Raw genomic sequence first — 24919 nt, forward strand, 5'->3', positions numbered from 1 at the left:
CGCGGAACTAGCTACTTCCTCGGTGGCCGTCACCCGGCTATCGGATCACACTGCGCTCACCGCGACGCGCGCGTTCCAGGATTCCTGACTCGCCAGCGTCACATCCGGAGTGAGCAACGCACGATCGAATTCGACGGGACGCGTATCCGCGGCGATCACCTGCGGCCAATCCGGATTCGCCAGTGCACCGCGGCCGAGCGTCACCAGGTCCGCGTGCCCCTCGTCGAGTACCGTCCGGGCGAGATCCGGTGCGTGCATACCGCCGTTGGCCAGCACCGGCAGCCCGGTGATGTACCTGGCCAGTCGCGTGATCGTTTCGCCGGTGTCCAGGGTGGCGGTGTCGTACCAGTCCCGCCCCTCGCTGGCGAGGTGCAGGTAATCGACTCCCGCAGCAGCGACCGCCCGGAAGATCGTCTCGGCTTCCACGGCCCCGGACCAGCGGTAGCCGAAATCGTTCACTTTGGTCTGCGAGAGCCGCAGCCCGACCGGGAACTCTGTTCCGACCGCTGCCCGCACTGCCTCCACCACTTCCACCGCGAACCGCACGCGCCCGGCCGGGTCACCGCCGTATTCGTCGTCACGCAGATTGGTGTAGTCGGTCAGGAACTGATCGATCAAGTACCCGTTCGCGCCGTGGATCTCCACCGCGTCGAATCCGGCCGCCCGGGCCTGTCCGGCCGCGAACGCGAACCCGGCAACGAGGTCACGGATATCCGCCCGCGAGGCTGCGTCGGGCAGCGCGAACGGACCCTCGCCACCGTAGGCGGGCATCTTGGCGCCCTTCGGCGACACCGCGGACGGCGCGATCGTCCGATCGGTGTGCCGATTGCCCTGCACCAGGGCTCCGGCGTGCATCAACTGCAGCGCGATACTTCCGTCCGCCGCGTGCACGGCATCGGTGACCCGGCGCCAGCCCGCGACCTGTTCCGCGGTCACGATCCCCGGCTGATCGGGATATGCCTGGCTGAATCGCTCATCGGTATAGGTGCCCTCGGTGATGATCAGCCCGAATCCGCCCGCGGCGAACCGCGCGTAGTACTCGGCCATGGCCGCCGTGGGCACACCGTCGCCCGCGGTGCTGACCCGCGACATCGGCGCCACCGCGGCTCGGTTGCGCAGCCGCAGATTGCCGATTCGCGCGGGGGAAAGAACGGGATGGATGGTCACGGGAATCTCCTCGTACACACTGGACAACTGCCTCGGGAACAGATTCCGCGCCACCGACTGTCTCTACAAGTACGGTCTTTTCTGTGTCGTAGGCACATTCCGTATACCGATAGAGGTCAGATGCATACCGACAGAGCCCACATGATCGAGGACACACCGGACTACTGCACCGTCGAAGCGGCGATGGAGGTCGTGGGCGGCAAGTGGAAGATGGCGATCGTCAATCACCTCTTCGACGGCACCATGCGCTTCGGCGAACTACGCCGCGCCATGCCGACCATCACCCAGCGCATGCTCACCCGCCAGCTCCGCGAACTCGAAGCCGACGGAGTGATCCGCCGCACCGTGTACGCCGAGGTGCCGCCGAAGGTGGAATACGACCTCACCGAGATCGGCGAGAACCTGCGACCGGTGGCCGGTCTGCTCGAGTCGTGGGGCGAGCAGTACCGGCGAAGCATCCACCCGGACAACCCGCAACAACGATGAGGTCCGGGCATACCACCGCAATCGACGGTTCACCGGTCGCCGACCTGGTCCCACATCGCCACGCCGAACGCCGGGTCTCGGTGCCCCGGGCAGAGACCCTGTCCGCCTTCGGCGTTCTGTCGTCGCCGGAGAGCACCCACGCCGATCTGGATCGGTACATCGACGATTCGCTCTACGACCCGTACGACCGTGCCCATCGGCGTGGTGCGTTCAGTGAGGACTCCGGCGAATGACGACGCCGCGCCGGGTACTTGTCGATTGGCAGCACGCAGCCGACGATTATCGCGATACCCGCCGACTCGATCTGCCGGTGGGTCACATACGCCGGCTCCGGCGCCTGGATACCACCCCTCCCATTCGGGGCTACGTGCTGCCCCGGAGCTGGTGCCGAGGCAGAACGACGACCAAGGTCCTGACGTCCACATGACCGAATCGCTTACGGGATCGCTTCCCATCCGCCCCAGGGCCGCGGACCGTTGCGGCCGCGCAGAGAGTCGACGCGAAGCCGCGCCTGGGCCAAGCGGGCGGACTCGTACGCTGCGGCCTGTGCGGCCATACATGTCATCCGCGTTTCGCGTATGTCGCGCATAAGCTCGAACCCCGGCCATTCAGTGACGTCGTAGCCGTATGCCGCTACGAACGCGGCGTATTGCTCCGCGCTGATCCATCCGAATGAGGTGCGCTTGATGGCGGTCGAGGTCAGATCCCATTCGGGTGGGCCGATGGATGTACGTTCCAGGTCGAGGAACAGGGTCGTGCCCTCGTCTGTGGTGACGACGTTTCCTTCCCAGGCATCGCCATGGACGGGTCCCCACGGTAATCCGGCGATGCGGTGCGACCAGGCGTCCCGTAAGTCGTTCAGGTGCGAATATAGCCACTGGCGGTCTTCGTCCGGCAGGGTTTTCGCCGCATCGATCCGTTGTTCTAGCCGAACGAACGGGTCAATCGTGGAAAGGAATGCGGGCGGGTCGAGCGCGTGGAGTCTGCGGAGGGCTGTCGCGATTTCGGTGACGGTGCCGCCGCGGTGCGGTGGCAGTTCCTTCCAGAAGGTGACAGGCCGGTCGTCGATCATGACGAAGGTTGTCGGTATGTCGGCGGGTTCGACGGCGGGCACGTCGTTGCGGTGAAGCCAGTCGGCGATCAGCAGCTCATGTTCCGCGGCGGCGCGTTGACCGGGTTTCGCGATCCGGACGACGATGCGGGACTGCGGAAGCCGGTAGATGGCGTTTTCCGACACCTTGATCGGTACGAGGTCGAGGTCCGCCAGACCGGCTTTGATACAGGCTTCGCGTGCTACGGCCTCGAGGGCCTGCTCCCTCACCCGGCGGCCGCCTGCGTGAGGTCGACTCCTGCGCGGCGTGCGTAGGTGTGCAGTTCGTGGACGTCCTCGGCGGCGCGCATGGATTTGAGGCCGGCTGCGCGGCCGACTGCGGCCGCGCCGATTTGGGTGGCTTCGTCGGGGTCGCCGGTCGACATTGTCAGCGAGGCGAGTTTGATCATCGAGATCGTGCGGGACCGCTCCGCCTTGGCGGTATGGCCGGTAACGGCGGTTTCCAGTCGTGTGCGGGCCTCGCTGCGAAATTTGCCGTTGATCGCGATATCGAAACAACGCGTGCCCGGTATCGCCGGCGTGCTGGGCGGCATCGTAGTAGGACATCCAGCTCGGACCTTCGGCCGGCTTGGCGTGGCTGAACTGTTCGTCTGCGCGCCCCACTGCGGTGGTGACCGCGTCGACGTCACCGAGTTTGCCGTAGGCGCGGGCCTGGGTGGTGAACAGCATGGCGCGTTCGGTGGCGGTGAGCCGGTCGGAGTGCAGGAATGCTCTGGTCGCGAGGCGCAGCCCGTCTTTCGGCTTGCCGGTCCAGATGGCGTGGCGCGCCATCGAGGACAGAATCTTGGCGCGAAGTTGCCAGGCGTCGGCTTCCTCTGCGCATTTCAGCGCCAGGCCGAACATATCGGCGGCATCTTTGTGCACGCAGGCGTCGAATGCCATGAACCCCGCTGTGTGGCTCAGGTATCCCACGGCGGCATACAGATCGCTGCGTTGCCCTGGTGCACAACCAGCGTGCAGGTAGCCCACCGCGACCCGCAGCTGAGCGGCGACCACCTCACGGACAAGTCCCCCACCATAAAGAGCGTCCCAGCTCGCGAAGAGGTCGGAGGCGGCGCGCAACTGTTCGATCTCGGCGGCGCCGACGCGCGTAGGTATTGCAGTGGAGCCGGTGTCGTTGAGCAGTTGCAGGAGGCCGTGAGGGGAGACGGCTGCTGTCGCCGTGACGGCCGCCGAGGCCCGCAGGAATTCGTTGCGGCTCACTTCGTCGAGCGTAGACCCGGTGGGCACCTTGAACGACAGTAATTCGGCAGGGATACGCAGTACCTGCGTCCAGCGGATGAGTTCTGGTCATGTGCTCGGAAGCCGCTCCCGTCTCGATGCGGCTGATCTGGGCTTGGCTGGGGTCGAGCCAGTGGGGACCTTCTTCTGATCACCGATCGGTAGACGGAATACAATTATCCTACTGTGACGCCCGTCGACCGAGAAGCAGATCGCCCAGCACGTCCATAATCGGATACCGCCTGGCGTAGGTCTCACCGCTCTGTTCGATCACGTCGGCCTGCGAAACGATTCGGGCCAGCTGACCGTCGAGATGGTCGACGGACGGTACAAAAACCGCCTCGGCCCGGTGCGATCTGATTCGGTCTTCGAGCGTCACCAACCGTTGAGCGTGGGAAGCATCGGTGCGGATCAGTTCCCGCAGATCGTAGCCGAAACGAATGGCCAGCCGCCACATCCGGTGCTCATCCAGCTCCAGGCCCTCACGACTGAGGTCAGCACGCAAATACGACACAGCAGGTACGCTCTCGCCCGGCGTCATCGCTGCGTACCGGCCGAACCAGCCGGGTCGCAACCACGTGGCGGTGCATCGGTATGCGCCGCTCGGTATCGGGCAACCACACCATCGATTTCGTCCTGCAACCTCGGCGTGCGGGTGATTTGATCCCGTAGTCCGGATGCAACCCGCGACATCGTTACTGCGTCGGCGGATCCGATTTCACGCAGGATCGCATGGACTTCTGAAGACTGCAGCCGTTCCGGCCATCGTTCATGGATCAAGAGTCGCAACGCATTCGCCGTCGCGGCTGTGACAATTTGTCACACGGTCTACGGCCCGCTGCTTCCAAAGATTACGCCACGGGCCGCATCTCGGTGCCCGGCAGCGTCTCGAACAATGGTTTGGATGTCGGAACGATGAGGGCTCCACGATAATTCGGACACAGCTTTGGAGGGGTCGCCGACGAGCACCGCGGGCTCGGGCGCTGGTGGCCGATGCACGAGATCAATTCGGCGACCGGTGTAGTTCTCGACTGCGGAAACAACATCGAGAACGCTGGTCCCGTGTCCACTGCCGATGATGTACCGCTCGGCTTCGCCCGGTGGTGGGGCCTTGTCGAGGCACGCACCGAAAGCGGCAGCCGCGTCCTGGATGTGCAGGTAGTCCCGAACCGCTTTACCGTCGCCGTTTACCTCCAGCCTCGAATGTTCGGCTGCGGCGGCCAGAGCCCGAGGGACGAGACGGGTCGGGTCGGGGTCGAACCCGCCGGCTACATTCATCAAACGCAAGATGGTCGCGGATAGACGTCCTGTGCGTGCTTGCGATTCGATTGCCAGCTCGGCCGCGAGTTTGCTGGCGGCGTATGGGTGTGGCGGCGCATCGGGCAACTCCTCGGTCATCGGCTGATGATCCGGGGTTCCATACACCGCGCCGGTCGACGCAAAGATCAGGCGGGCGACTCCGGCATTCTCCATGGCACTCAGAAGAGCGATCGTTCCGCCGGTGTTGACACGAAAGTAAATGAGCGGGTCACCTGTCGATTCCCGTGCCCGGGTAAGACCGGCGAGGTGTACCACCGCATCGATTTCATGGAGGGCTCTCTGAAGACTGCTCTCGTCGAGCAGATCTGATACCCGAATCTCGACGGATAGGGCCGTCCGTTCGGTTCGTACCATTGCCACCGGCTCATGCCCGACAGATACAAGACGGTCCACGACCGCACGGCCCAGGTAGCCGTTTGCCCCGGTCACAAGAATACGCACCTGCCCATACTCGCACTATGGAAGCAGCATTGCCCGATGCCGCCAGGTGAGCGCAATACAGGCGGCAGCAGCGGGGGCCAGTGGCTCATGGTTCAGCGCACGGCGAACATTGTCCGCACTCCATGGCGTTCCGACCGTGCCGTCCCCGAGTGTTTCGATCTCACCCTCGGCGTTCTGGGCTACGAGCCCCGAGAACGCTCGGTCGAACGTCTCCGCTTCGAAGACCGTGGTTGTCAGGATTTCACCGGCCGGGGCCAGCGGGTCCAACCCCACCCCGAAACACCATGCTCGGATCCTTCCCTCCCGGCGAGCTCGAGACAAGAAAGCGTAAGGCTCCGCCGCATAGTCCACCGAGGTCCCGCGACTGCCGTCGTGCTCCGGCGCATCCAGGAATTCTTCGAAGAATTCCCTGAGCATATTCCGCCAGAGCGCGAAATCTCGTGCAACATTCCAAGGGCCGATTGCCGCCGGCTGAAACACCCCTGCGGGAATGATATGAGTCAATCCCGCTGCAAGAGTCACCGATCCCCGTCCTCTTCGGTGAAGGAAGAAGCTGTCGCCGCCCTTGCCCCTGCGGATCGTCAAGGTGTTGATACTCGGCAGCAACGCTCGGCGCCCCGTTTCGAACAGATCGCCGATTCGCTCTCGGAACGGAAGTTTCCCGAGTTCTAGACGACCAGGGCTACCCGACGTGACCCATGCCGCGGCGGTCTCATGCGCCAGCGCCTCGCAGACATCGACCATGTCGAAATAGGTTGTCAGGCCGAAGCGCATCCGACCGCCGCCATGCTCGAATTCGGCATCGAGCAATCTGTACGACGTGCGGTTTTCGAACAGGGCAGGTTGGGCAATTGCCCGAACCGCCTGGCTGTACCGCTCGTATCGCGGCCCATCGGGACGAACGGGTCGCACCGGCTCGCTTTCGACTTCGCCGCCGTTCAACAACGGTTCGTCCACATCGGAGACAAGGTCGAGATGGACAGCATCGAGGTCCAGGGGTTCAGGTGCCAACCAGCCTGGACGAGACAGGCAGTGTGTACCTTCGATCCGAACCGGATCCCAGTACATCCCAGCAGCAACTGCAGTCAACGCATGTCGATTCCGGTTCAAGGTCTGCCGCGTCAGCTTCCACTCTGCGATACTGGCACTCCAGTGTGGAGTGCGCACGCTACCGGACAATCCGAAGACCTCTGGAGCGATTTCCATAGCTTCAGCGAAGCGCAGGAGCTGTTCGACATCACGGCAGGTTCTCGACCCGTGCACGTACTTGGTTACGAGACTTCGCTCGACACCGAGAACCCGAGCCATCGCATCATGCGTTGTGATGCCACGGGCCTTCATGTAGGCCTTGATCACATCCCCGAGCTGAGAACCACGGTGGGCTGTCGGCATACCCCGAGCGTAAACCACTCACCGCACTGATTCGGTTCTTTGACGGCTACCGACGATGAAGGCCCGCTTCCCGGAATCGGGAAGCGGGCCTTGCATTTACGACCTTCACAGCCGAGAAGAAGACCTACTTGGCCTTCTCCAGGACCTCGACCAGCCGCCACCGCTTGGTGGCCGACGTGGGCCGGGTCTCCATCAGCTGCACGCGGTCGCCGACACCGGCGACCTCGTTCTCGTCGTGCGCCTTCACCTTGGAGGTGGTGCGGATGATCTTGCCGTAGAGGGCGTGCCGGTTACGGTCTTCCAGCTCCACGACGATCGTCTTGTTCATCTTGTCGGAGACGACGTAACCGACCCGAACCTTGCGGCGGCCGCGCTCCTGCTCTTTCTCGCTCATGCCGCATCTCCCTTGTCAGCGGGTCCGGTGGCCAAACCGAGCTCGCGCTCACGCATGACCGTGTAGATACGCGCGATCTCGTGACGCACCACACGCAGCCGGCGATTGTTGGTCAACTGACCCGTCGCCATCTGGAAGCGCAGGTTGAACAGCTCTTCCTTCGAGTCACGCAGGCGCTGAACGAGCTCGTCCTCGGTCAGCTCGCGGAGCTCTGCGGCCGGAGTACCGGTAGCCATCAGAACTGCTCCTCCCTCGTCACGATCCTGCACTTCATGGGGAGCTTGTGCATCGCGCGGCGCAGGGCCTCACGAGCGATCTCCTCGTTGGGGTAACTCATCTCGAACATCACGCGACCGGGCTTGACGTTCGCGACCCACCACTCCGGCGAACCCTTACCGGAACCCATACGGGTTTCGGCCGGCTTCTTGGTCAGCGGGCGATCCGGGTAGATGTTGATCCAGATCTTGCCGCCACGCTTGATGTGGCGGGTCATCGCGATACGTGCCGACTCGATCTGCCGGTTGGTCACGTACGCCGGCTCCAGAGCCTGGATGCCGAACTCGCCGAACGCCACCGAGGTGCCGCCCTTGGCGAGACCGCTGCGGCTCGGGTGATGCTGCTTACGGAACTTGACCTTGCGGGGCATCAGCATGGGTCAGCCCTCCTGCTTTTCTGCCGGGGGCTCGGCCACCGCGGTAGCGGCGCGCCCGGCCTCGGTGCTGGTCGCAGTGGTGCCGGAGGAACCGGAACGACGCGGGCGGCTCGGGCGCTCCCGGCGCGGGCGATCGCCGGCCGGGGCGCTGGGGGCGGGCAGCTCACGCTTGCCGCCGACGATATCGCCCTTGTAGATCCAGACCTTGACACCGATACGACCGAAGGTGGTCTTGGCCTCGTACAGGCCGTAATCGATATCGGCGCGCAGGGTGTGCAGCGGGACACGGCCTTCGCGGTAGAACTCCGAGCGCGACATCTCGGCGCCACCGAGGCGGCCCGAGCACTGCACACGGATGCCCTTGACGTTCGGCGAACGCATGGCCGACTGGATGGCCTTACGCATCGCGCGACGGAACGCCACACGGTTCGACAGCTGTTCGGCGACACCCTGGGCAACCAGCTGGGCATCCGATTCGGGGTTCTTGACCTCGAGGATGTTCAGCTGCACCTGCTTCTTGGTGAGCTTCTCCAGTTCGGCGCGGATACGGTCGGCCTCGGCGCCACGGCGGCCGATGACGATACCCGGACGCGCGGTGTGGATATCGACGCGGACCCGATCACGGGTGCGCTCGATCTCCACCTTGGAGATGCCGGCCCGCTCCATGCCGGTGCTCAGCAGTTTGCGGATGGCGACGTCTTCCTTGACGTAGTCCGCGTACTGCTTATCGGCGTACCAACGGGACTTCCAGTCGGTGGTGATACCGAGGCGGAAGCCGTGGGGGTTGATCTTCTGTCCCATTTACTTTGCCCCTCCCTTCCGGCGGCCACGAGTGCCACCGGCGGTGGGGACGCTCTCGACCTCGATGGTGATGTGGCTGGTGCGCTTGCGGATCCGGAACGCCCGGCCCTGGGCGCGCGGCTGGAACCGCTTCATGGTCGCGCCCTCGTCGACATAGGCCGTCGAGATGACCAGGGTGTCCGGGTTGAGGCCGAGGTTGTTCTCGGCGTTCGCCGCGGCACTCGCCACGACCTTGGCGACCGGGGTGCTGGCGGCCTGCGGGGCGAACCGGAGCAGGTCGAGCGCATCGGAGACGCGCTTACCGCGGACCAGGTCCACGACCCGGCGAGCCTTCATCGGGGTCACGCGCACGTGCTTGGCGGTCGCGCGCGCAGTCGGATTCTGCGTTTCTGTGCTCATCGCCGCTTGCTCTTCCGATCTTCCTTGACGTGGCTGCGGAATGTCCTCGTCGGCGCGAACTCACCGAGCTTGTGCCCGACCATGTTCTCCGAGACGAACACCGGCACGTGCTTGCGACCGTCGTGGACGGCGAAGGTGTGGCCGATGAAATCGGGGGTGATGGTCGAACGACGCGACCAGGTCTTGATGACCTGCTTGGTGCCCTTGTCGTTCTGCACGTCCACCTTCGCCTGGAGGTGGTCGTCGACGAACGGGCCTTTCTTGAGGCTGCGTGGCATTTCTTACCTCCTCCTTAGCGCTTCTTGCCGGTGCGACGGCGACGGACGATGAGCTTGTCGCTCGGACGGTTCGGCTTGCGGGTGCGGCCTTCCGGCTGACCCCAGGGCGAGACCGGGTGGCGACCACCGGAGGTCTTGCCCTCACCACCACCGTGCGGGTGGTCGACCGGGTTCATGACGACACCACGGACCGTGGGACGGCGTCCCTTCCAGCGCATACGGCCGGCCTTGCCCCAGTTGATGTTCGACTGTTCGGCATTGCCGACCTCGCCGACGGTGGCGCGGCAGCGCACGTCGACGCGGCGGATTTCACCGGAGGGCATACGCAGCGTGGCGTAGGGGCCTTCCTTACCCAGCAGCTGGATGCTGGCACCGGCCGAGCGGGCCATCTTGGCGCCGCCGCCGGGACGCAGCTCCACCGCGTGGATGGTGGTACCGGTGGGGATATTGCGCAGCGGCAGGTTGTTGCCGGGCTTGATATCCGCGGTCGGTCCGGACTCGATCTTGGTGCCCTGCACCACGCCGCGGGGGGCAATGATGTAGCGCTTCTCGCCGTCGAGGTAGTGCAGCAGCGCGATATTGGCGGTGCGGTTGGGGTCGTACTCGATATGAGCGACCTTGGCCGGTACACCGTCCTTGTCGTGCCGGCGGAAGTCGATCAGCCGGTAGGCGCGCTTGTGACCGCCACCGCGATGACGGGTGGTGATCCGGCCGTGGCCGTTACGGCCACCGCTCTTGGTCAGCGGGCGAACCAGCGACTTCTCGGGGGTCGACCGGGTGATCTCGGCGAAGTCCGAGACGGACGACCCGCGGCGGCCCGGGGTAGTCGGCTTGTACTTACGGATTGCCATGAGTTCTTCTCTGCTTTCTGGACTCCCCGCCGCTTACGCGACCGGGCCTCCGAAGATCTCGATGGGCTTGCTGTCGGCCGAGATGGTCACGAGCGCGCGCTTGGTGTCCTTGCGCTTGCCGTAACCGAAGCGGGTCCGCTTGCGCTTGCCCTGACGGTTGGCGGTGTTGACGCTGGTGACCTTCACCCCGAAGACCTTCTCGACCGCGATCTTGATCTGGGTCTTGTTGGAGTCCGGGTGCACGATGAAGGTGTAGGTGCCCTCCTCGATCAGACCGTAGGACTTCTCCGAGATGACCGGCGCCAGCAGGATGTCGCGCGGATCGGCGATGGTGCTCACTTGCTCTCCTCCTGTGCAGCCTCAGCCGGGCCGTGCACGAAGGCGTTGAGCGCCTCGACGGAGAACACGACTTCGTCGCTGTCCAGCACGTCGTAGGTGTTCAGCTGGTCCGGTGCGATGGTGTGCACGTATTCCAGGTTGCGGGCACTCTTCCAGGCAGTGACGTCCTCGCGGCCGACGACCAGGAGGAACTTCTTACGGTCCGAGAGCTCGGACAGGAAGGTCTTCGCGGTCTTGGTCGAGGGGTCCTGGCCCGCGACGAGCTCGCTGATCACGTGGATCCGCTCGTTCCGCGCCCGATCCGACAGCGCACCACGCAGGGCGGCCTGGATCATCTTCTTGGGGGTGCGCTGGCTGTAGTCGCGCGGCTTGGGGCCGTGCACGGTGCCACCGCCGGCGAACTGCGGGGCGCGGGTCGAACCCTGGCGGGCGCGGCCGGTGCCCTTCTGGCGGTACGGCTTCTTACCACCGCCGCGGACTTCACCGCGGGTCTTGGTGGAATGCGTGCCCTGGCGGGCGGCGGCCTGCTGGGCCACGACCACCTGGTGCATCAGCGCGATATTCGCGGTCGCATCGAAGATCTCGGCGGGGAGATCGACGGTGCCGTTGGTCTTGCCACCGAGTTCTTTGACCGGCAGCGTCAGATTCGCCTTCTTCTCGAGGCTGGTCATGCGTGCGCACCACCCTTCACGGCGCTCTTGACGATCACGACGCCGCCCTTGCGACCCGGGATCGCTCCCTTGATCAGCAGCAGGCCGTTCTCGGCGTCCACCTTGTGAACCGACAGGTTCTGCGTGGTGACGCGGTCGTTACCCATACGGCCCGACATGCGCATGCCCTTGAACACGCGGCCGGGGGTGGCGCAGCCACCGATGGAACCCGGGCGACGGTGCACGGCCTGGGCACCGTGCGAGGCACCCTGGCCACGGAAGCCGTGGCGCTTCATGGTGCCGGCGAAGCCCTTGCCCTTGCTGGTGCCGGTGACGTCGACGTAGGTGCCCTCTTCGAACGCGTCGGCCGAGATCTCCTGGCCGACCTCGAAGGTGGACACGTCCGCGACGCGGATCTCCGCGACATGACGGCGCGGGGTGACACCGGCCTTGGCGAACTGGCCGGATTCCGGCCTGTTCACCTTGCGGGGGTCGATGGCGCCGAACGCGACCTGCACGGCGCTGTAGCCGTCGCGCTCGACGGTACGGATCTGGGTGACCACATTCGGTCCGGCCTTGACGACGGTGACCGGGACGACCCGGTTCTTGTCGTCGAACACCTGGGTCATGCCCAGTTTGGTGCCCAGGATGCCGGCCGCGGGCCTGCTCTTGTTGTCAGTCATATCGAGAGTCCCCGTCACTGGATATTGACGTCGACGCTGGCCGGCAGGTCGATGCGCATGAGGGCATCCACCGTCTTCGGCGTCGGGTCGAGGATGTCGATCAGCCGCTTGTGCGTACGCATCTCGAAGTGCTCGCGCGAGTCCTTGTACTTGTGCGGCGAACGGATGACGCAGTACACGTTCTTCTCGGTCGGCAACGGCACCGGCCCGACGACCCGGGCCCCGGTGCGGGTCACCGTTTCGACGATCTTGCGCGCAGACGCGTCGATCGCCTCGTGGTCATAGGCCTTGAGCCTGATGCGGATCTTCTGTCCCGCCACGCTAAGTGTCCTTTTCTCCGCTTTCGTCCGTGATCCGGATACCGGCTAGGGCGTCCGTACCACCTTCATTTGCACAGCCCGAACACACGATGACGTCCCGTGCCGGATCGGTCAGGGCCCGGAGGAGGCAGCCTGCGTAACCACGCAGGGCCCCCGATCAGGCACCAAACCAACACAGTGGAGACCACGACCAGGGATAACCCAGTCCGTGCCGCTGTTCATCTGTCATGGTTCTCCGGTCCACGCGGTCGGGCGTGTCGCCTTTCCGCTCATTCCTCGGCCCCGGAAGAATTCTTCGATCGTGGCCTGCGGAACTTCGTCCCGGACGTACCCGCACCGCATTCGGTGAGGTACTCGCTGGTTTTACTCACCCCGCCCAGCCGTGCCATTTCATGGAAATGACGGCGACCCGGGGCAAGGCAACCCGAACAGTATGCACGAGCCCCCCGAGGCGTTTCAAATCGGGGTCGGCCGAGGTCCGGCACCGCGGCAACCATACCGCGCAGGGCCTATCTTACCGCTGAGTAAGATAGCGGCATGACGAACCTCACCGGTACCTACCGCGGCTGGCGCAAACTGCCGGACAACGCCCTCGGCCACGGCCTGTTCTCGCTGTCGATGGTGGCCCGCGTACCTTATTTCGCCACAGTCCTGCCCCGGGTGGTCCGGTTGGAACCCGGCCTCTGCGAGGTCAAGGCGCCGAAATGGTTCGGCGTACACAACCATCTCGGCACCTTCCACGCCATCGCCGCCTGCAACCTCGCGGAGATCGCCATGGGCATGCTGAGCGAGGCAACGGTCCCCACCACGCACCGCTGGATCCCCAAGGCGATGCAGGTCCAGTACCTGACCAAGGCCACCACCGGTCTCCGTGCCGTGGCCGAACTCACGGAGACACCCGACTTCGCCACCATCACCGAGGGCCGCGACCTGACCGTCCCCGTATCGATCTACGACAAAACCGGTCGCGAGGTGGTGCACGCCGAAATCACCACCTGGGTCACCCCCAAGAACTGACAGGGCAGTTGCTCTCCCCCGCCGGACGCCGTTGAATGCGTTACATGTCAGCCAGCACCGACAAATTCGATATCTGCGTCGTCGGGCTGGGCCCGTCCGGCCGGGCACTCGCCCACCGCGCCACCGTGGCCGGCCTGCGGGTGGCGGCCGTGGATCCCCGGCCCGACCGCCTGTGGCCGCCGACATTCTCCTGCTGGATCGACGAACTGCCGGAGTGGTTGCCGCACAGCGTGATCGCGAGCCGGATCCCGGCACCGGTCGTCTGGACCACGTCCGAGCTCCGGATCGAACGCCCCTACTGCGTGCTGTCGAAACCGCTGCTGCGGGACGCGCTGCCGCTCGACGACGCCCGGGTGTTCGCGGGGCGCGCGGCCCGGGTGGATGCGCATGAGGTCGAGCTCGCCGACGGGACGGTGATCCGGGCGACGGTGGTGGTCGATTCCCGCGGAATGCCGGGGCCGGGTGACCGCCGTACCGCCAGCGCGCACGGGATCTTCGTCGCCGCCGAAACCGCGGAGCCGATCATTCGCGAAGGCGAGGGACTGCTGCTGGACTGGCGGCCGGAGAACGGCGCCGGGCCCGACGAACCGCCTTCTTTCCTGTACGCGGTACCCCTCGGCGACGGCACGGTGATCTTCGAGGAGACCAGCCTGGGGTTGCGGGGCGGTATGCCGCAGCACGAACTGCGCAGGCGCACCCTGAATCGGCTGGCCGCACACGGTATCGAACTGACCGGGGAGGAACCGAGCGAAGCCGCACACTATCCGCTGGACACCCCGCCGCCGGCCAAGGGCGTCGGACGGGTGGTGCCGTTCGGTTCCCGCGGCGGGATGATGCATCCCTGCACCGGCTACAGCGTGGCCGATTCGTTCGCACTGGCCGATACCGCAGTCGCCGCGATCCAGCGCGGCGAGGATGCGATCGCCGCGCTGTGGCCGTGGCGGGCGCGCCTCACGTACTGGATGCGTATGCGCGGACTGTGGGGGCTGGGCCGATTGACCACCGAACAGTCCGTCGCCATGTTCGATTCCTTCTTCTCCGCTTCCCCGCGCGGGCAGCGGGCACTGCTGTCGGCGCACGACGACTACGCCGCGCTGGGGACGGTGCTTTTCAACACCGTCGCCCACACCTGGCCGTTCCGCTGGCGCTACGACCTGGTCGGCTGGACCAACCGCAACCGGTGGGTCGATTATCCCTTCGCCCCGGCGGTGCCTGCCGACAGCCGGAATTAACCCCAGTAGTCCGGGTCCGGTGACTGGTAGTGGCCCGGCGGTGCCTGTCGGCCATCGACCGGCGATACCGGACCGACTGCTGGTGGTAACCCGGCCGGCCTTGCCTGTCGGCGGCCGGACAACCCACCGGCTGACCCGAATGGGCGCGGGATATCCCTTCCCGACGGACGGCCCGAAGCCCGGTGCCCGGTGCCCGGTGCCCGGTGCCCGGATAACACTTCCCCGCCGCGCTGGGATCCTCAGCCGCTGGTCTCGGACGCCTTACGGTAACCGCGAACCGCCGGGTAGCCGAAGATCAGGATGACCCCACCGACCCACAGCAGGGTGTCGATGAGCGGTTCGGCGACGGGACCACCGTAGGAAAGCCCTTTCATCGCCTCGATGGCGCAGCTCATGGGCTGGTTCTCCACGGTGGAACGCAGCCAGGTCGGGTAGGCCTCGATGAGCACGAAACCGGAGTTGAAGAACAGCAGCAGGTTGGTGAGCAGGCCGACCATCTGCACCAGCAGGGGCCCTTCTGTGATGGCAGCGATCGAGGTGATGAACACCGCGAATCCGATACCGAACAGAATGGGGATCCCGATGAGCCCGAGGGCGGCCAGCGGCCCCTGTTCGAACCGGAAACCGATACAGAAGCCCACGGCGATCACGATCAGTGTGGTGACCAGCACCCTGATCGCCTCGGCCAGCAGCCGGCCGGTGAGACCGGCCGCACGATGAATCGGCATGGTCCAGAAACGGCCGAGTAGCCCGGTCGCCTTCTCGGTTTTGAAGCCGAGCGCGCTCACCACGGCCCCGATCATCGCCGCGATCAGCGTGATCATCGGGACCGTGCCGTAGACGGCCGGTTTCCCGGAGAAACTCGAAATGGACTCGTCGAGCACGATCCAGAACATCACCAGGGTCAGCGCCGGGTACACGATGGTCTGGATGGTGGTCGACGGATCGCGCAGCCAGCCCGTCAGCAGCCGTTTGCATTCGACCCAGCTGTGCACCGCCCAGGCCACCGGCGAACTCTCGGCCCGGGCAGCGACCGCCGGCAGGTCGATCGCTGCGGCCGACGGCGCGAAACGTTCGCGGTCCCCGGGTGTCTTCGCAGAGGTGTCGACCATACTCATGCGCGCCTCACACTCGCCCAGACCGCGAACGGCACGAACAGCACCGCCCCGGCGACCAGCCAGATCAACCCGACGCGCAGCACCTCCCAGCTGACACCGTCGCCCGCCATATCGCGCAGGGCGTAGGCGAACTGGGTGATGGGCTGATTGCGGACGAAGGGCTGGACCCATTCCGGGAACTGCGTCTCCGGTACGAAACCGCAGGACATCATGCCGAAGATCAAGGTCGGCAGGGTCAACGCCTGGCTCAGCGCCTGTGGGCTCTTCGTCAGGCTGCCCAGGCCATCCGCGCCGATCGCCAGCATGGTGCCGACCGCGAGCGCGAAGGCACAGAACCCGACGGTTTGTCCCCACCCGGCGGTGAATTCGAACCCGATGATGTGCCCGTAGATCAGCGCGGCGGTCAGCGAAACCACCGAACGGACGAGTCCGGCCGCGATTCGCGAGGTCAACGGCACGAGCAGGCCGATCGGCATGGTCTGCAGCCGGGTGCTGAACCCGGTGCGCGCCTCGAAGGCCGCCAGCTGCGCGTTCGACATCATGGTGAACGCCATGGTTTGCAGTACGACGATGGGCATGACGAACTGTGCGTAGTCGATGCCCTGGAATTGCATCACCAGACGCAGCGGCAGATAGAAGCCCACGGTGAACACGAGCGGTGTGAGGATGGCGCCGATCAACTCGCCCTTGCTGACCATGGTCCAGACGACCCGGCCGGTGAGTGCCCGCCATTGCGCGAAGTACGAGACATGTGTCCGCGGCAGCTCGGCGAAGAGTCCGGTGCGGTCGATCGCGGGAGCGCTCATATGGGCTCACCCGGCCGCTCGGTTCCACCGGTGAGGCCCGTGATGGAAAGGAAGACATCGTCGAGAGACGGGCGCCGCAGCCCGATATCGGCAAGCCTGATCTCGGCGGCATCCAACCGGCGCAACGCCTCGGCGAGTGTCGCGGCGCCCTCCGGCGCGGGGATGGAAAGCCGCTCGGCATCGTCGAGATCGGCCGCGACCGCGGACGGGACGAGATCACCCAGCGCTGCGGCGGCACGACGTACCTCGGCGGGATCCAGCGGTACGACTTCGCAGTAGCTGCCGCCCGTCTTCTCCTTGAGTTCGTCGGCGGTCCCTTCGGCGATCACCGTGCCTTTGTCGATCACGATGATGTTGTCCGAGAGCACATCGGCTTCTTCGAGGTATTGGGTGGTCAGCAGAACGGTGATGCCCTGATCCTTCAGGGCGTTCACCAGCTCCCAGACGCCCTGCCGGCTCCGCGGGTCGAGACCGGTGGTCGGTTCGTCCAGGAACACCACTTCCGGCCGGACCACCAGCCCGCAGGCGATATCCACCCGGCGCCGCATACCGCCCGAATACTGGTGCACCGGGCGGCGGCCGGCGGCGACGAGATCGAATTCGGCGAGCAGTGTGTCCGCGCGTTTACGCGCGGCAGATTTACTCAAGCCCATCAACCGGCCGAACAGTTCGAGGTTCTCCCGCCCCGACAGGTTCAGGTCCAGCGCCGCGTACTGGCCGGTCATCATGATCGAACGGCGCACCGCCGCCGGGTTCTGCCGGACATCGTGACCGGCCACGATCGCCCGCCCGGCGTCCGGCCGCAGCAGGGTCGACAGGATTTTGACGGTAGTGGTTTTACCGGCGCCGTTGGGTCCGAGGATGCCGAGCACCGTACCGCGCTCGGCGGTGAAGCTCACGCCCCGCAGCGCGTGTACCTCGCCGAACGATTTGGTGATCCCGTCGACTTCGACTGTCGTCGCCCCAGCGGTGGTTCCGGGTCCGGGAGTCCGGCGGGTCGCCCTGTTCGCCTCCGCAGGTGGGTCGTCCGGCCGGGCCGCGACGCTGCCGGCCGGCTCGGCGGGCGTATCGCCCGGCTCAGCCGGAGACACTTCGTTGCGGGCGGCTGTCCCGGCATCATTCGAACTCGGCATCAACTCTCCACTATCGGCCGGATGGGGCGGTGGGGCGGACCGGCGCATCGGTATCCCGCTGGATGATCCCCGGCGCCGGTCGCGATGTTACCGATCGGCGTTTCGGCGGCCCGGTCGCCGCCGGTACCCCACACGGGATACGGACCAACTGTGCGTTTGCTCACAGCAGTAAATGGGCGGACCATCACCCCTGGTCGGCGGTGCAATGACAGCGCACGGGCAGTGCGAGTGCCTTGTCGGCGTGGCCGCCACCACCATAATCTGACGTGCATGGCCGATACCGCGCAGCCCGAGGTGGCGGCGCGTTCGGGAGGATCCGGCCGACCGAGCGTGCTCACCTCCTACGATCCCCGCACCGGAGAGATCGTCGGCAACTACTCCATCGCCGGACCGGGCGAACTCGAACGCGCCGTGTCCGATGCCCGTTCGGCCGAGAGCTGGTGGTCCACAGCAGGTTTCGGTCCGCGTAAACGATTGCTGCTGGAGTGGAAGCGCGTTATCGCGCGCCGCGCAGCACAATTGGTGGAGATCCTGCGCGAGGAAACCGGTAAACCCGAGGCCGATGCCGCGATCGAGGTGATGCTCGCGGTGGAGAACCTCGATTGGGCCGCGCGCAACGCCGGCCGCGCATTGGGCCGGCGCACACTGGCGTCGAACTGGCTCACCCGCAACCAGCACGCGTCGGTCGGCTATCTGCCGCTCGGTGTGGTGGGGGTGCTCGGGCCTTGGCAGAACCCGGTCTTCACCCCGATGGGCTCGATCGCGTACGCCATGGCCGCCGGTAATGCCGTGGTTTTCAAACCTCATGAGCTCACCAGCGGTACCGGTTTGTGGCTGGCGTCGACGTGGCAGGAAGTCGCGCCGGACAAACCGGTGCTGTCGGCGGTCACCGGCGATGATTCCACCACGGCCGCACTGTGCCGCGCCGGTGTCGACAAAATCGCGTACGCGGGCCCGGAGGCCCAGGGCCGGGAAGTGATCTCGCTGTGCGCGCAGACCATGACCCCGGTCGTGGTGGAGAACTCCGGTAAGGGCGCCATGATCGTGCACGTCGATGCGAAAATCGACGATGCCGCCGAGGCGGCGGTTTTCGGCGCCATGGCGAATGCGGGCCAGAACGCGACCGGCGTCCAGCGCGCCTACGTGGCGGCGTCGGTGTACGACCAGTTCCTCGATCTCGTCGTGAAGCGGGCGCGGGCACTGCGCCCCGGAGCCGACCGCCGGTCGTCCTACGGGCCGATGATCCTGGAATCGCAGACCGAGGTGGTGCGTAAACAGGTCCGCGACGCCCTGGCCCGCGGCGGCCGCGCGGTCGTCGGCGGCCTGGACTCGATTCGCGAGCCCTATGTCGAGCCCATCGTCCTGGCCGATGTCCCGGAAGAGAGCATCGCCATCACCGAGGAAGGTATCGGCCCGGTCCTCATCGTGAACAAGGTGCGCGATCTCGACGACGCTGTCACCCGCATCAACGATGCCGGTCGCGGTATCGCGGTATCGGTGTTCACCCGCGATATCGCCGAGGTCGAAATCTATGCGGAACGATTGCGGGCGGGGGTGGTCACGGTCAATACCGCCACCACCTACGCGAGCATCCCGGCGCTACCGTTCGGCGGTGTGGGCGAGTACGGGCAGGGACACAGCCACGGCGATCTGGGCCTGCGCGAATTCAGCCGGACGCTGTCCATCGCCCGGAATCGCTACGGAGAAGCCCTCGGTCTGTCCGGTTTCTACCGGAACGCGCGGCGACTGCGGTTCGCGCGCACTGTTTTCCGATTCCGGCACGGGTAACGCCCGGCCGCGAAAACCGCCCCGGCCGGCCGAACCGGTACCGGCGGTTCGGCCGGGCGATTCAGCGGGGCGCGGACCCGAGCAGTGTGGCCATCATCAAGGCGTGCAACCTGGCGATCTGCTGCGGGCGGGAATCGAAGCGGATCAACCGGCCCACATCGATCACCTGACCGATCGCCGAATGCACCCGGAAACGCGCCTCGGTGGGATCGTCGTCGAGCAGGTTCGCCCATTCGTGCACGTTCTGCCGCTGGATCGCGCGCAGTTTGTGCTGTTCGGCCTGCGGCAGGTTCGGGAATTCCGCGTAGTAGACCGGCATGATCTCCGGCATGGCGAAACTGAGCCGCAGATACCGGTCGGCGATCTTGTCCACCGCGTCCGCGCGGCCACTGGCCTCCGCCAATGCTTCGGTGATCGCGAACGCGAGCCGGTCGCCCGTGCGGTGGAACGCCGCGGCCAGCAGATCGGATTTACTGCTGAAGTACCGGTAGACGCTGGAGGCATTGATACCGACGGCGGCGCCGATCTCCTCGATACTGGCCTCGTGATAACCGCGACGGCCGAAGATGCGGATCGCCTCGGTGAGCAGCTGTTCCCGCTTGGAGGTCACCGGCAGACCGCGCGGCTGCGGATCGGGTTCACCGGGACCCGGTGCGGGCGGGAGTTCGGTGCGCACGATCGCCCACGCCATATCGCACAGCAGCGGCAGCAGTTTTGTGCTCGACAGGGCGGTTCGATGGGCCGAGATACTGCCGATCACACTGAGCACCGCGGCCGCCAGCAGGGCGATGTCCTCCGGTGGCGCGTCGGGGCGCAACTTCTCGATCGGCCCGGCGAAGGCGCGGTTGATCTCGTTGTAGAGGGTGCGGATCCGGGCGCGGTCGGGCTGCTCCAGGTACCGGCCCTCCCACCGGTACAGGCCGGCCTCGCGGCGGATTTCGATGGTGTGCTCGGCCACCGCGCGGATCAGGTCGTCGAGGTGCTGTTCGGGGGTCGCGCCGGGTTCGTCCGCGCCGCGTGCGGCGTCCAGGAGTTGCCGGGCGCCTTCTTCGGCGGCGGCCACCAGCAGCGCGTATTTGTTGGCGAAATGGCGGTACAGCGCCGGACCGGAGATACCTACCTCGGCCGCGATCTCGTCCACGCCGACCGGATAGTAGCCGCGCTCGCTGAACGCGCGGGCCGCCGCGCGCATGATCTGCACTTTGCGATCCTTGGGACGCCGTCGTCCACCCTGGCCGTTGCCACGGTCGGCCGGACGAATGCGCACCGGGTCCACCCGGCTGCTCTCCGCGACCATGCATTCTCCGTTCCGTCGGCGGCGCCGCCGGTGTTGACAGCGCCCGACAAGTCAACCTAAGTTAACCACAATTCGCAATGTTAACCGGTATTCGCAGGCCGGTCGGCACCGGACAGCACCCGATGGAGCGCAAATGGTCAACACAGATTCCCCCACAACACAGCCGGCGGGTTTCTCCGCGGTCCACGACGGCCGGGTGCTACGGGTGACGCTCACCAAACCCAAACGGAAGAACGCCCTCGATTACGACAGCCTGGTCGCGCTCGGCGATACCTTCCTCGACGCGGCTCAGGACAAATCGGTCCGGGTCGTCGTACTCACCGGTGCGGGTGGTGATTTCTGCACCGGCGCGGACCTGGCCGCCAGCGCCGAGGAAGGCGCCCGCGGCATCACTCCCGACATGGTGATGGATGCCGCGAACCGTCTGGTCCGCGCCATCGTGGATATGCCGGTCCCGGTGATCTCCCGGATCCGCGGCGCGGCCGCGGGTGTCGGTGTCGGTATCGCACTGGCCGCCGACCTGGTCTACGCCGAAGCCGACTCCTACCTGCTGCTGGCCTTCATCAATATCGGCCTGATGCCCGACGGCGGCGCCGCGGCACTGGTCGCCGCGGCCGCGGGTCGGCCGCTGGCGGCCCGCCTGGCGCTGCTCGGCGAACGCCTTCCCGCCCCGGCCGCCCGCGCCGAGGGACTGTTCACCGACGTCCTGGAGACCACCGACGAACTGGACGCCGTCGTCGAGGCCGCCGCCGAGAAGATCGGCCACGGCCCCCGCCGGGCGCTGGAGCTCACCAAGAAGGCCCTCAACCGCGCCACCCTGGCCGCGCTGGACACCGCACTCGCCGACGAGAAGGCCGGGCAGGTGGAACTGTTGCAGTCGCCCGACTTCTTCGAAGGCGCCGCCGCCATGCTGGGCAAGCGCAAAGCGGTCTTCGCGGAGTAGATGCGCGCTCTGGACGACAGCGACGGCCCGGTCGAATCGACCGGGCCGTTGTTCATTTCCGGGAAAAACCACCGATCGACCGAGGCGGCGGAAAGCACCGAAAGAGCCCCCGGCGAATTCCGCCGGCTCGATCTCCGGGTGACAGTCAGTTCGTACAGAAAATGATGGCGGCCCGGACGATTCGACCGGGCCGCCATCATTCGATTTACCTCACGCCCTGTTCATCGGCGCGTTGCGGGATCAGACCCCCAGGCCACGGGCGAGCACCGGCCAGGACGCCCGGAACTCGTCTTCCCAGTAACCCCACGAGTGGGTACCCGAATCACGGAAGTTGAAGGTCGCGGGGATGCCCAGCGAATCCAACCGGCCCTTCAGGTTGTGGGTGCAGAAGTTCGTACCCGCTTCGATGACACCGCCGACCAGGATCTGGTTGGCCAGGCCGTAGGACCCCGGCAGGGTGTGCGGACCGTTCAGCGTGTCCCAGCGGCCGGGCAGGCCGTTACCGGTGGACACGTAGAGCTCCATACCGCGCAGCGCTTCGGCGTGCACATACGGATCGTTCGCGACCCACGCCTCGGAGCCCTGCGGACCCCACATGTTCATGGTGTCGCCGCCGCCCCACGTCTCGACGGTGAGCTTCACGAACTCCGAACCGACCGGGTCGCTGGTCTGCGCGCAACCACTGTAGGAGGCGGCCGCCTTGTACAGCCCCGGATTCCCGATCGGCAGAGCCAGCACGGTGGTGGCGGAGGTCGACAGACCGGCGAGGGCGTTCACACCGTTGGTGCCGAGCGCGCCGTCGACCAGCGGCGGCAGTTCCTCGGTGAAGAAGGTCTTCCACTTGTTGCGGCCGAGCGCCGGATCATCCTTGATCCAGTCGGTGTAATAGGTCCAGCTACCGCCGACCGGCTGGATGACGTTCACATTCTTGTCCGACAAGAACTCCAGCGTATTGGTCTGCGCCTGCCACGACGCGGAATCCTCGCCGCCGCCCGCCCCGTTCAGCAGATACAGCGTGGGCCGGGGCACCGAGGCATCGGCCGGACGCTGGACGTCGACGATGATCTCCCGGTCCATGGCCGTGGAGTGGACGTACAGGCGCAGGTTGCGATCGTCCTTGTACTCGGCCTTGACGATCCGCGACCCGTTGGGCGAGGTGGGGTCGGCGAGCAGAGTCTTGGACTCGATGATCGGGTCGGCCGCCGCCGCGGTACCGCCACCGAGTCCGGTCATCACTCCCGCGAACACCGCTGTGGCCGCGACCATCGCCGCGGCGCGTCTTCCGCCACGCCGGCTGAGTCGACGTATCAATTTCGCACCTTCGCTTCGTCTCGAATGTTCATTCGGGCTCACTTCCACCCACCGGCACCGACCGGTTCCCGGACCCGAACGGCTCACAGTAACCGGGCACGAGTCGGCCGCCCCGGAGTTTCCGCCTGTGTAGTCGTACGGCGTGGACATATCGTTACCGTAGCGTTGTCGGAAAGTCTCGGTTCGGTCGCGCCTGCCGCCCCACAGCGCCGATCGCGCTAATCATGCCCGCCGCGCCGGGAACCGACCGGCAACGACCCGCCGTGGCGTTCCGCACGCCCCAGGTATTCCAGCACACCGTCGCGCCGCCGGACGATATCGCCGGTGCGGTACAACCGGCCGCCGCCGGCCGCTGCGACGAACCGGGCGGCGGTTTCGCCCGGAGCGTCGTAGAACCCGCGCGCCAGCTGTGGTCCGCCGATGTACATCTCCCCGGCCGAGCCCGGCGGTACCGGACGCAGTTGTTCGTCCAGCAGATACACCCGGTCGTTGGTGACCGGCCGCCCACCGACCGACCCGACGGTGATCACACCCGTTTCGTTGTGCCCATACCAGATGACCAGCTCGGCGCCGGGTAGCAGATTCATGAACCGTTCCACCCCGCCCGACGGCAGGGCGGCACCGTCCACGACCACACGCCGCAGACTCGGATGCGCGGCCCGGCCGCCGCCGTCGGTCACCGAATCGAGGAACCGGTCCAGCAGTGCCGGGACGACATGCACGATGGTCACCTTGTGGGCGGCGATCGACCGCGACAGATCCGCGGCGCGGCCGGGATGGTCGGGCATCAGGATCTGCGCTCCGCTGTGCAGCGGCCGGAACAGCTCCCACAGGGTGATGTCACCGACCGTGGGCGCCGCGTGCAGCACCAGGTCCGCCGAATCGTACGGATGGCTGCGCTGTGCCCGGCGCAGCCGTTCGACCAGCTGCCGGTGGGTACCCGCGACCCCGGCCGCGGTATCCGCCCGGTAGCGGATATCGGCGATATCGTCGGCGGCCACCACCGGGTCCGCGGCCGGATCGGTCGGCAGATCCAGGTAGAGCAGGTCGATCGCGACCACCGGGATACCAGTACCCGTAGTCACGCCGTCGTCGGAAATGCTCAGCACGCAGATCGGCTCCGCCGACGTCAGCACCCGGTCGAGGTCCTCGGTGGAACCACCCGGGTCCACCGGAACGTAGGCACCGCCGGCGCGCAGGACCGCGCAGACCGCGACCACCAGATCTATTCCGGGTCGCATGGCCACCGCGACCGGGGTCTGCGCGCCGACACCGAACCGGATCAGTTCCACCGACAGGGCTCGGGATTTACGGTCCAGTTCGGCATAGCTGAGCAACCGCGCACCCTGCCGGACCGCCGGGTCCGCGGGCGTGCGCGCCACTTGTTCGTCGAACAGCGACAGCAGCGTGTTCTCGTCGTCGCGGGAACCGATATCGCGAATCGGCGACATGTAGGTGGTGGTCTCCACATCGGTGACCGGCCGCAGGAAGGTAGTCGGCTCCGGATCGGCCGTGGATTCCGCCTCCACGCCTCCGGCCGGCTCGCGGCTCTCCGCCACGGGTTCGTCTGCTACTGCGGCGGATTCCGGCCGGCGTTGCGGCAGCGGCGCGGGGGTCGCGGGGGCGGGCCACCCCCCCGCCCCCTACCGGGGACCGCAGGCCGCGGCGCAACCTGGTGTCCACCCACCACATGCCGCCGTACATGGCTGGCGCGACGCGGTGCCCGCGTCGCAGGTCGTTGGTCCACACCGCGGCGGCCAGCCCATAGC

The 24919-nt window shown here is 66.3% G+C and carries 29 protein-coding genes and 1 pseudogene; 7 read left to right on the forward strand and 23 right to left on the reverse strand.

What is annotated here, in order from left to right; translation table 11 throughout:
• Window positions 1-45: 45 nt before the first annotated feature.
• Window positions 46-1167, reverse strand: a complete 1122-nt coding sequence (locus QH195_RS34020) for an NADH:flavin oxidoreductase (RefSeq protein ID WP_280438424.1) — start codon at window positions 1165-1167, stop codon at window positions 46-48.
• Window positions 1168-1287: 120 nt separating this feature from the next.
• Here QH195_RS34020 and QH195_RS34025 point away from each other — a divergent pair, with 120 nt between their 5' ends.
• Window positions 1288-1653, forward strand: coding sequence for a winged helix-turn-helix transcriptional regulator (locus tag QH195_RS34025; RefSeq protein ID WP_280438425.1), 366 nt, complete (start codon window positions 1288-1290; stop codon window positions 1651-1653).
• On the forward strand, window positions 1650-1886 hold the full coding sequence (locus QH195_RS34030) for a hypothetical protein (protein WP_280438426.1): 237 nt from the start codon (window positions 1650-1652) through the stop codon (window positions 1884-1886). The genes QH195_RS34025 and QH195_RS34030 overlap by 4 nt, the downstream gene beginning before the upstream one ends.
• A 47-nt stretch (window positions 1887-1933) precedes the next feature.
• Here QH195_RS34030 and QH195_RS35345 read toward each other — a convergent pair.
• From QH195_RS35345 to rpsJ, 16 genes and pseudogenes are all read right to left on the reverse strand, one after another.
• Window positions 1934-2008 (reverse strand): annotated as a pseudogene (locus QH195_RS35345) (50S ribosomal protein L16); the annotation flags it as partial.
• An 81-nt stretch (window positions 2009-2089) separates the two neighbouring features.
• Window positions 2090-3967, reverse strand: a complete 1878-nt coding sequence (locus QH195_RS34035; protein ID WP_280438427.1) for an aminoglycoside phosphotransferase family protein — start codon at window positions 3965-3967, stop codon at window positions 2090-2092.
• Window positions 3968-4166: 199 nt separating this feature from the next.
• On the reverse strand, window positions 4167-4526 hold the full coding sequence (locus QH195_RS34040; protein ID WP_280438428.1) for a hypothetical protein: 360 nt from the start codon (window positions 4524-4526) through the stop codon (window positions 4167-4169).
• Between the two features lie 287 nt (window positions 4527-4813).
• On the reverse strand, window positions 4814-5746 hold the full coding sequence (locus QH195_RS34045) for an NAD-dependent epimerase/dehydratase family protein (RefSeq protein WP_280438429.1): 933 nt from the start codon (window positions 5744-5746) through the stop codon (window positions 4814-4816).
• 15 nt (window positions 5747-5761) lie between these two features.
• Window positions 5762-7138 carry a hypothetical protein gene (locus QH195_RS34050; RefSeq protein WP_280438430.1) on the reverse strand — a complete coding sequence of 459 codons (1377 nt, stop codon included), beginning with the start codon at window positions 7136-7138 and terminating at the stop codon, window positions 5762-5764.
• A 124-nt stretch (window positions 7139-7262) separates the two neighbouring features.
• A complete protein-coding gene (rpsQ, locus tag QH195_RS34055) occupies window positions 7263-7532 on the reverse strand; it encodes a 30S ribosomal protein S17 (RefSeq protein ID WP_039822436.1) in 270 nt (89 codons plus the stop codon).
• Entirely contained in the window at window positions 7529-7768 is a 240-nt protein-coding gene (rpmC, locus tag QH195_RS34060) for a 50S ribosomal protein L29 (protein WP_033244240.1), read from the reverse strand. The genes rpsQ and rpmC overlap by 4 nt, the downstream gene beginning before the upstream one ends.
• On the reverse strand, window positions 7768-8184 hold the full coding sequence (rplP, locus tag QH195_RS34065; RefSeq protein WP_280422955.1) for a 50S ribosomal protein L16: 417 nt from the start codon (window positions 8182-8184) through the stop codon (window positions 7768-7770). Before rplP ends, rpmC begins: the two co-directional genes overlap by 1 nt.
• 3 nt (window positions 8185-8187) lie before the next feature.
• Window positions 8188-8985: a 30S ribosomal protein S3 gene (gene rpsC, locus QH195_RS34070; RefSeq protein WP_280422954.1), complete on the reverse strand. Its 798-nt coding sequence runs from the start codon at window positions 8983-8985 to the stop codon at window positions 8188-8190.
• Window positions 8986-9384, reverse strand: a complete 399-nt coding sequence (gene rplV, locus QH195_RS34075; RefSeq protein ID WP_033244237.1) for a 50S ribosomal protein L22 — start codon at window positions 9382-9384, stop codon at window positions 8986-8988. It lies immediately after the preceding gene.
• Window positions 9381-9662 carry a 30S ribosomal protein S19 gene (gene rpsS / locus QH195_RS34080; protein ID WP_030522695.1) on the reverse strand — a complete coding sequence of 94 codons (282 nt, stop codon included), beginning with the start codon at window positions 9660-9662 and terminating at the stop codon, window positions 9381-9383. Before rpsS ends, rplV begins: the two co-directional genes overlap by 4 nt.
• A 14-nt stretch (window positions 9663-9676) precedes the next feature.
• Complete coding sequence (rplB, locus tag QH195_RS34085; protein WP_033244236.1) at window positions 9677-10513, reverse strand: 50S ribosomal protein L2; 837 nt, start codon at window positions 10511-10513, stop codon at window positions 9677-9679.
• 33 nt (window positions 10514-10546) lie between these two features.
• Entirely contained in the window at window positions 10547-10852 is a 306-nt protein-coding gene (gene rplW / locus QH195_RS34090; RefSeq protein ID WP_030522697.1) for a 50S ribosomal protein L23, read from the reverse strand.
• Window positions 10849-11523: a 50S ribosomal protein L4 gene (gene rplD / locus QH195_RS34095; protein ID WP_280422953.1), complete on the reverse strand. Its 675-nt coding sequence runs from the start codon at window positions 11521-11523 to the stop codon at window positions 10849-10851. The genes rplW and rplD overlap by 4 nt, the downstream gene beginning before the upstream one ends.
• Window positions 11520-12185 carry a 50S ribosomal protein L3 gene (gene rplC / locus QH195_RS34100; RefSeq protein ID WP_280438431.1) on the reverse strand — a complete coding sequence of 222 codons (666 nt, stop codon included), beginning with the start codon at window positions 12183-12185 and terminating at the stop codon, window positions 11520-11522. Before rplC ends, rplD begins: the two co-directional genes overlap by 4 nt.
• A 14-nt stretch (window positions 12186-12199) precedes the next feature.
• Window positions 12200-12505: a 30S ribosomal protein S10 gene (rpsJ, locus tag QH195_RS34105; RefSeq protein ID WP_003938093.1), complete on the reverse strand. Its 306-nt coding sequence runs from the start codon at window positions 12503-12505 to the stop codon at window positions 12200-12202.
• 537 nt (window positions 12506-13042) lie between these two features.
• Between rpsJ and QH195_RS34110 the strand changes: the two genes are divergently transcribed.
• Together QH195_RS34110 and QH195_RS34115 are read left to right on the forward strand one after the other, a co-directional pair.
• A complete protein-coding gene (locus tag QH195_RS34110; protein WP_280422951.1) occupies window positions 13043-13522 on the forward strand; it encodes a hotdog fold domain-containing protein in 480 nt (159 codons plus the stop codon).
• Window positions 13523-13566: 44 nt separating this feature from the next.
• The gene (locus QH195_RS34115; RefSeq protein ID WP_432278435.1) at window positions 13567-14754 is read left to right on the forward strand and encodes a lycopene cyclase family protein; all 1188 of its coding nucleotides are present in this window, start codon (window positions 13567-13569) and stop codon (window positions 14752-14754) included.
• Between the two features lie 239 nt (window positions 14755-14993).
• Here QH195_RS34115 and QH195_RS34120 read toward each other — a convergent pair whose 3' ends face one another.
• The 3 genes from QH195_RS34120 to QH195_RS34130 are packed head-to-tail and all read right to left on the reverse strand — an operon-like array spanning window position 14994 to window position 17811.
• Window positions 14994-15872 carry an ABC transporter permease gene (locus QH195_RS34120; protein WP_280438432.1) on the reverse strand — a complete coding sequence of 293 codons (879 nt, stop codon included), beginning with the start codon at window positions 15870-15872 and terminating at the stop codon, window positions 14994-14996.
• Window positions 15869-16678: an ABC transporter permease gene (locus QH195_RS34125; RefSeq protein ID WP_280422948.1), complete on the reverse strand. Its 810-nt coding sequence runs from the start codon at window positions 16676-16678 to the stop codon at window positions 15869-15871. Before QH195_RS34125 ends, QH195_RS34120 begins: the two co-directional genes overlap by 4 nt.
• Complete coding sequence (locus tag QH195_RS34130; RefSeq protein ID WP_280422947.1) at window positions 16675-17811, reverse strand: ATP-binding cassette domain-containing protein; 1137 nt, start codon at window positions 17809-17811, stop codon at window positions 16675-16677. The genes QH195_RS34125 and QH195_RS34130 overlap by 4 nt, the downstream gene beginning before the upstream one ends.
• A 270-nt stretch (window positions 17812-18081) precedes the next feature.
• Here QH195_RS34130 and QH195_RS34135 point away from each other — a divergent pair, with 270 nt between their 5' ends.
• The gene (locus QH195_RS34135; protein WP_280438433.1) at window positions 18082-19599 is read left to right on the forward strand and encodes an aldehyde dehydrogenase family protein; all 1518 of its coding nucleotides are present in this window, start codon (window positions 18082-18084) and stop codon (window positions 19597-19599) included.
• Window positions 19600-19660: 61 nt separating this feature from the next.
• Here the strand turns inward: QH195_RS34135 and QH195_RS34140 are convergent, their stop codons facing one another.
• The gene (locus tag QH195_RS34140) at window positions 19661-20896 is read right to left on the reverse strand and encodes a TetR/AcrR family transcriptional regulator (RefSeq protein ID WP_280438434.1); all 1236 of its coding nucleotides are present in this window, start codon (window positions 20894-20896) and stop codon (window positions 19661-19663) included.
• 133 nt (window positions 20897-21029) lie between these two features.
• On the opposite strand from QH195_RS34140, the gene QH195_RS34145 reads away from it, so the two are divergent.
• Together QH195_RS34145 and QH195_RS34150 are read left to right on the forward strand one after the other, a co-directional pair.
• Window positions 21030-21839 (forward strand): enoyl-CoA hydratase-related protein, encoded by an 810-nt coding sequence (locus QH195_RS34145; RefSeq protein WP_280438435.1) that lies wholly within the window; start codon window positions 21030-21032, stop codon window positions 21837-21839.
• The gene (locus tag QH195_RS34150) at window positions 21840-22004 is read left to right on the forward strand and encodes a hypothetical protein (RefSeq protein WP_280438436.1); all 165 of its coding nucleotides are present in this window, start codon (window positions 21840-21842) and stop codon (window positions 22002-22004) included.
• A gap of 75 nt (window positions 22005-22079) precedes the next feature.
• Here the strand turns inward: QH195_RS34150 and QH195_RS34155 are convergent, their stop codons facing one another.
• Together QH195_RS34155 and QH195_RS34160 are read right to left on the reverse strand one after the other, a co-directional pair.
• Window positions 22080-23105, reverse strand: coding sequence for an alpha/beta hydrolase (locus QH195_RS34155; protein ID WP_432278506.1), 1026 nt, complete (start codon window positions 23103-23105; stop codon window positions 22080-22082).
• 263 nt (window positions 23106-23368) lie between these two features.
• A complete protein-coding gene (locus QH195_RS34160; protein ID WP_280438437.1) occupies window positions 23369-24709 on the reverse strand; it encodes an AMP-binding protein in 1341 nt (446 codons plus the stop codon).
• Window positions 24710-24919 lie beyond the last annotated feature (210 nt).

The sequence above is a fragment of the Nocardia carnea genome (assembly GCF_029868855.1).
In the GTDB taxonomy this organism is placed as follows: domain Bacteria; phylum Actinomycetota; class Actinomycetes; order Mycobacteriales; family Mycobacteriaceae; genus Nocardia; species Nocardia carnea_A.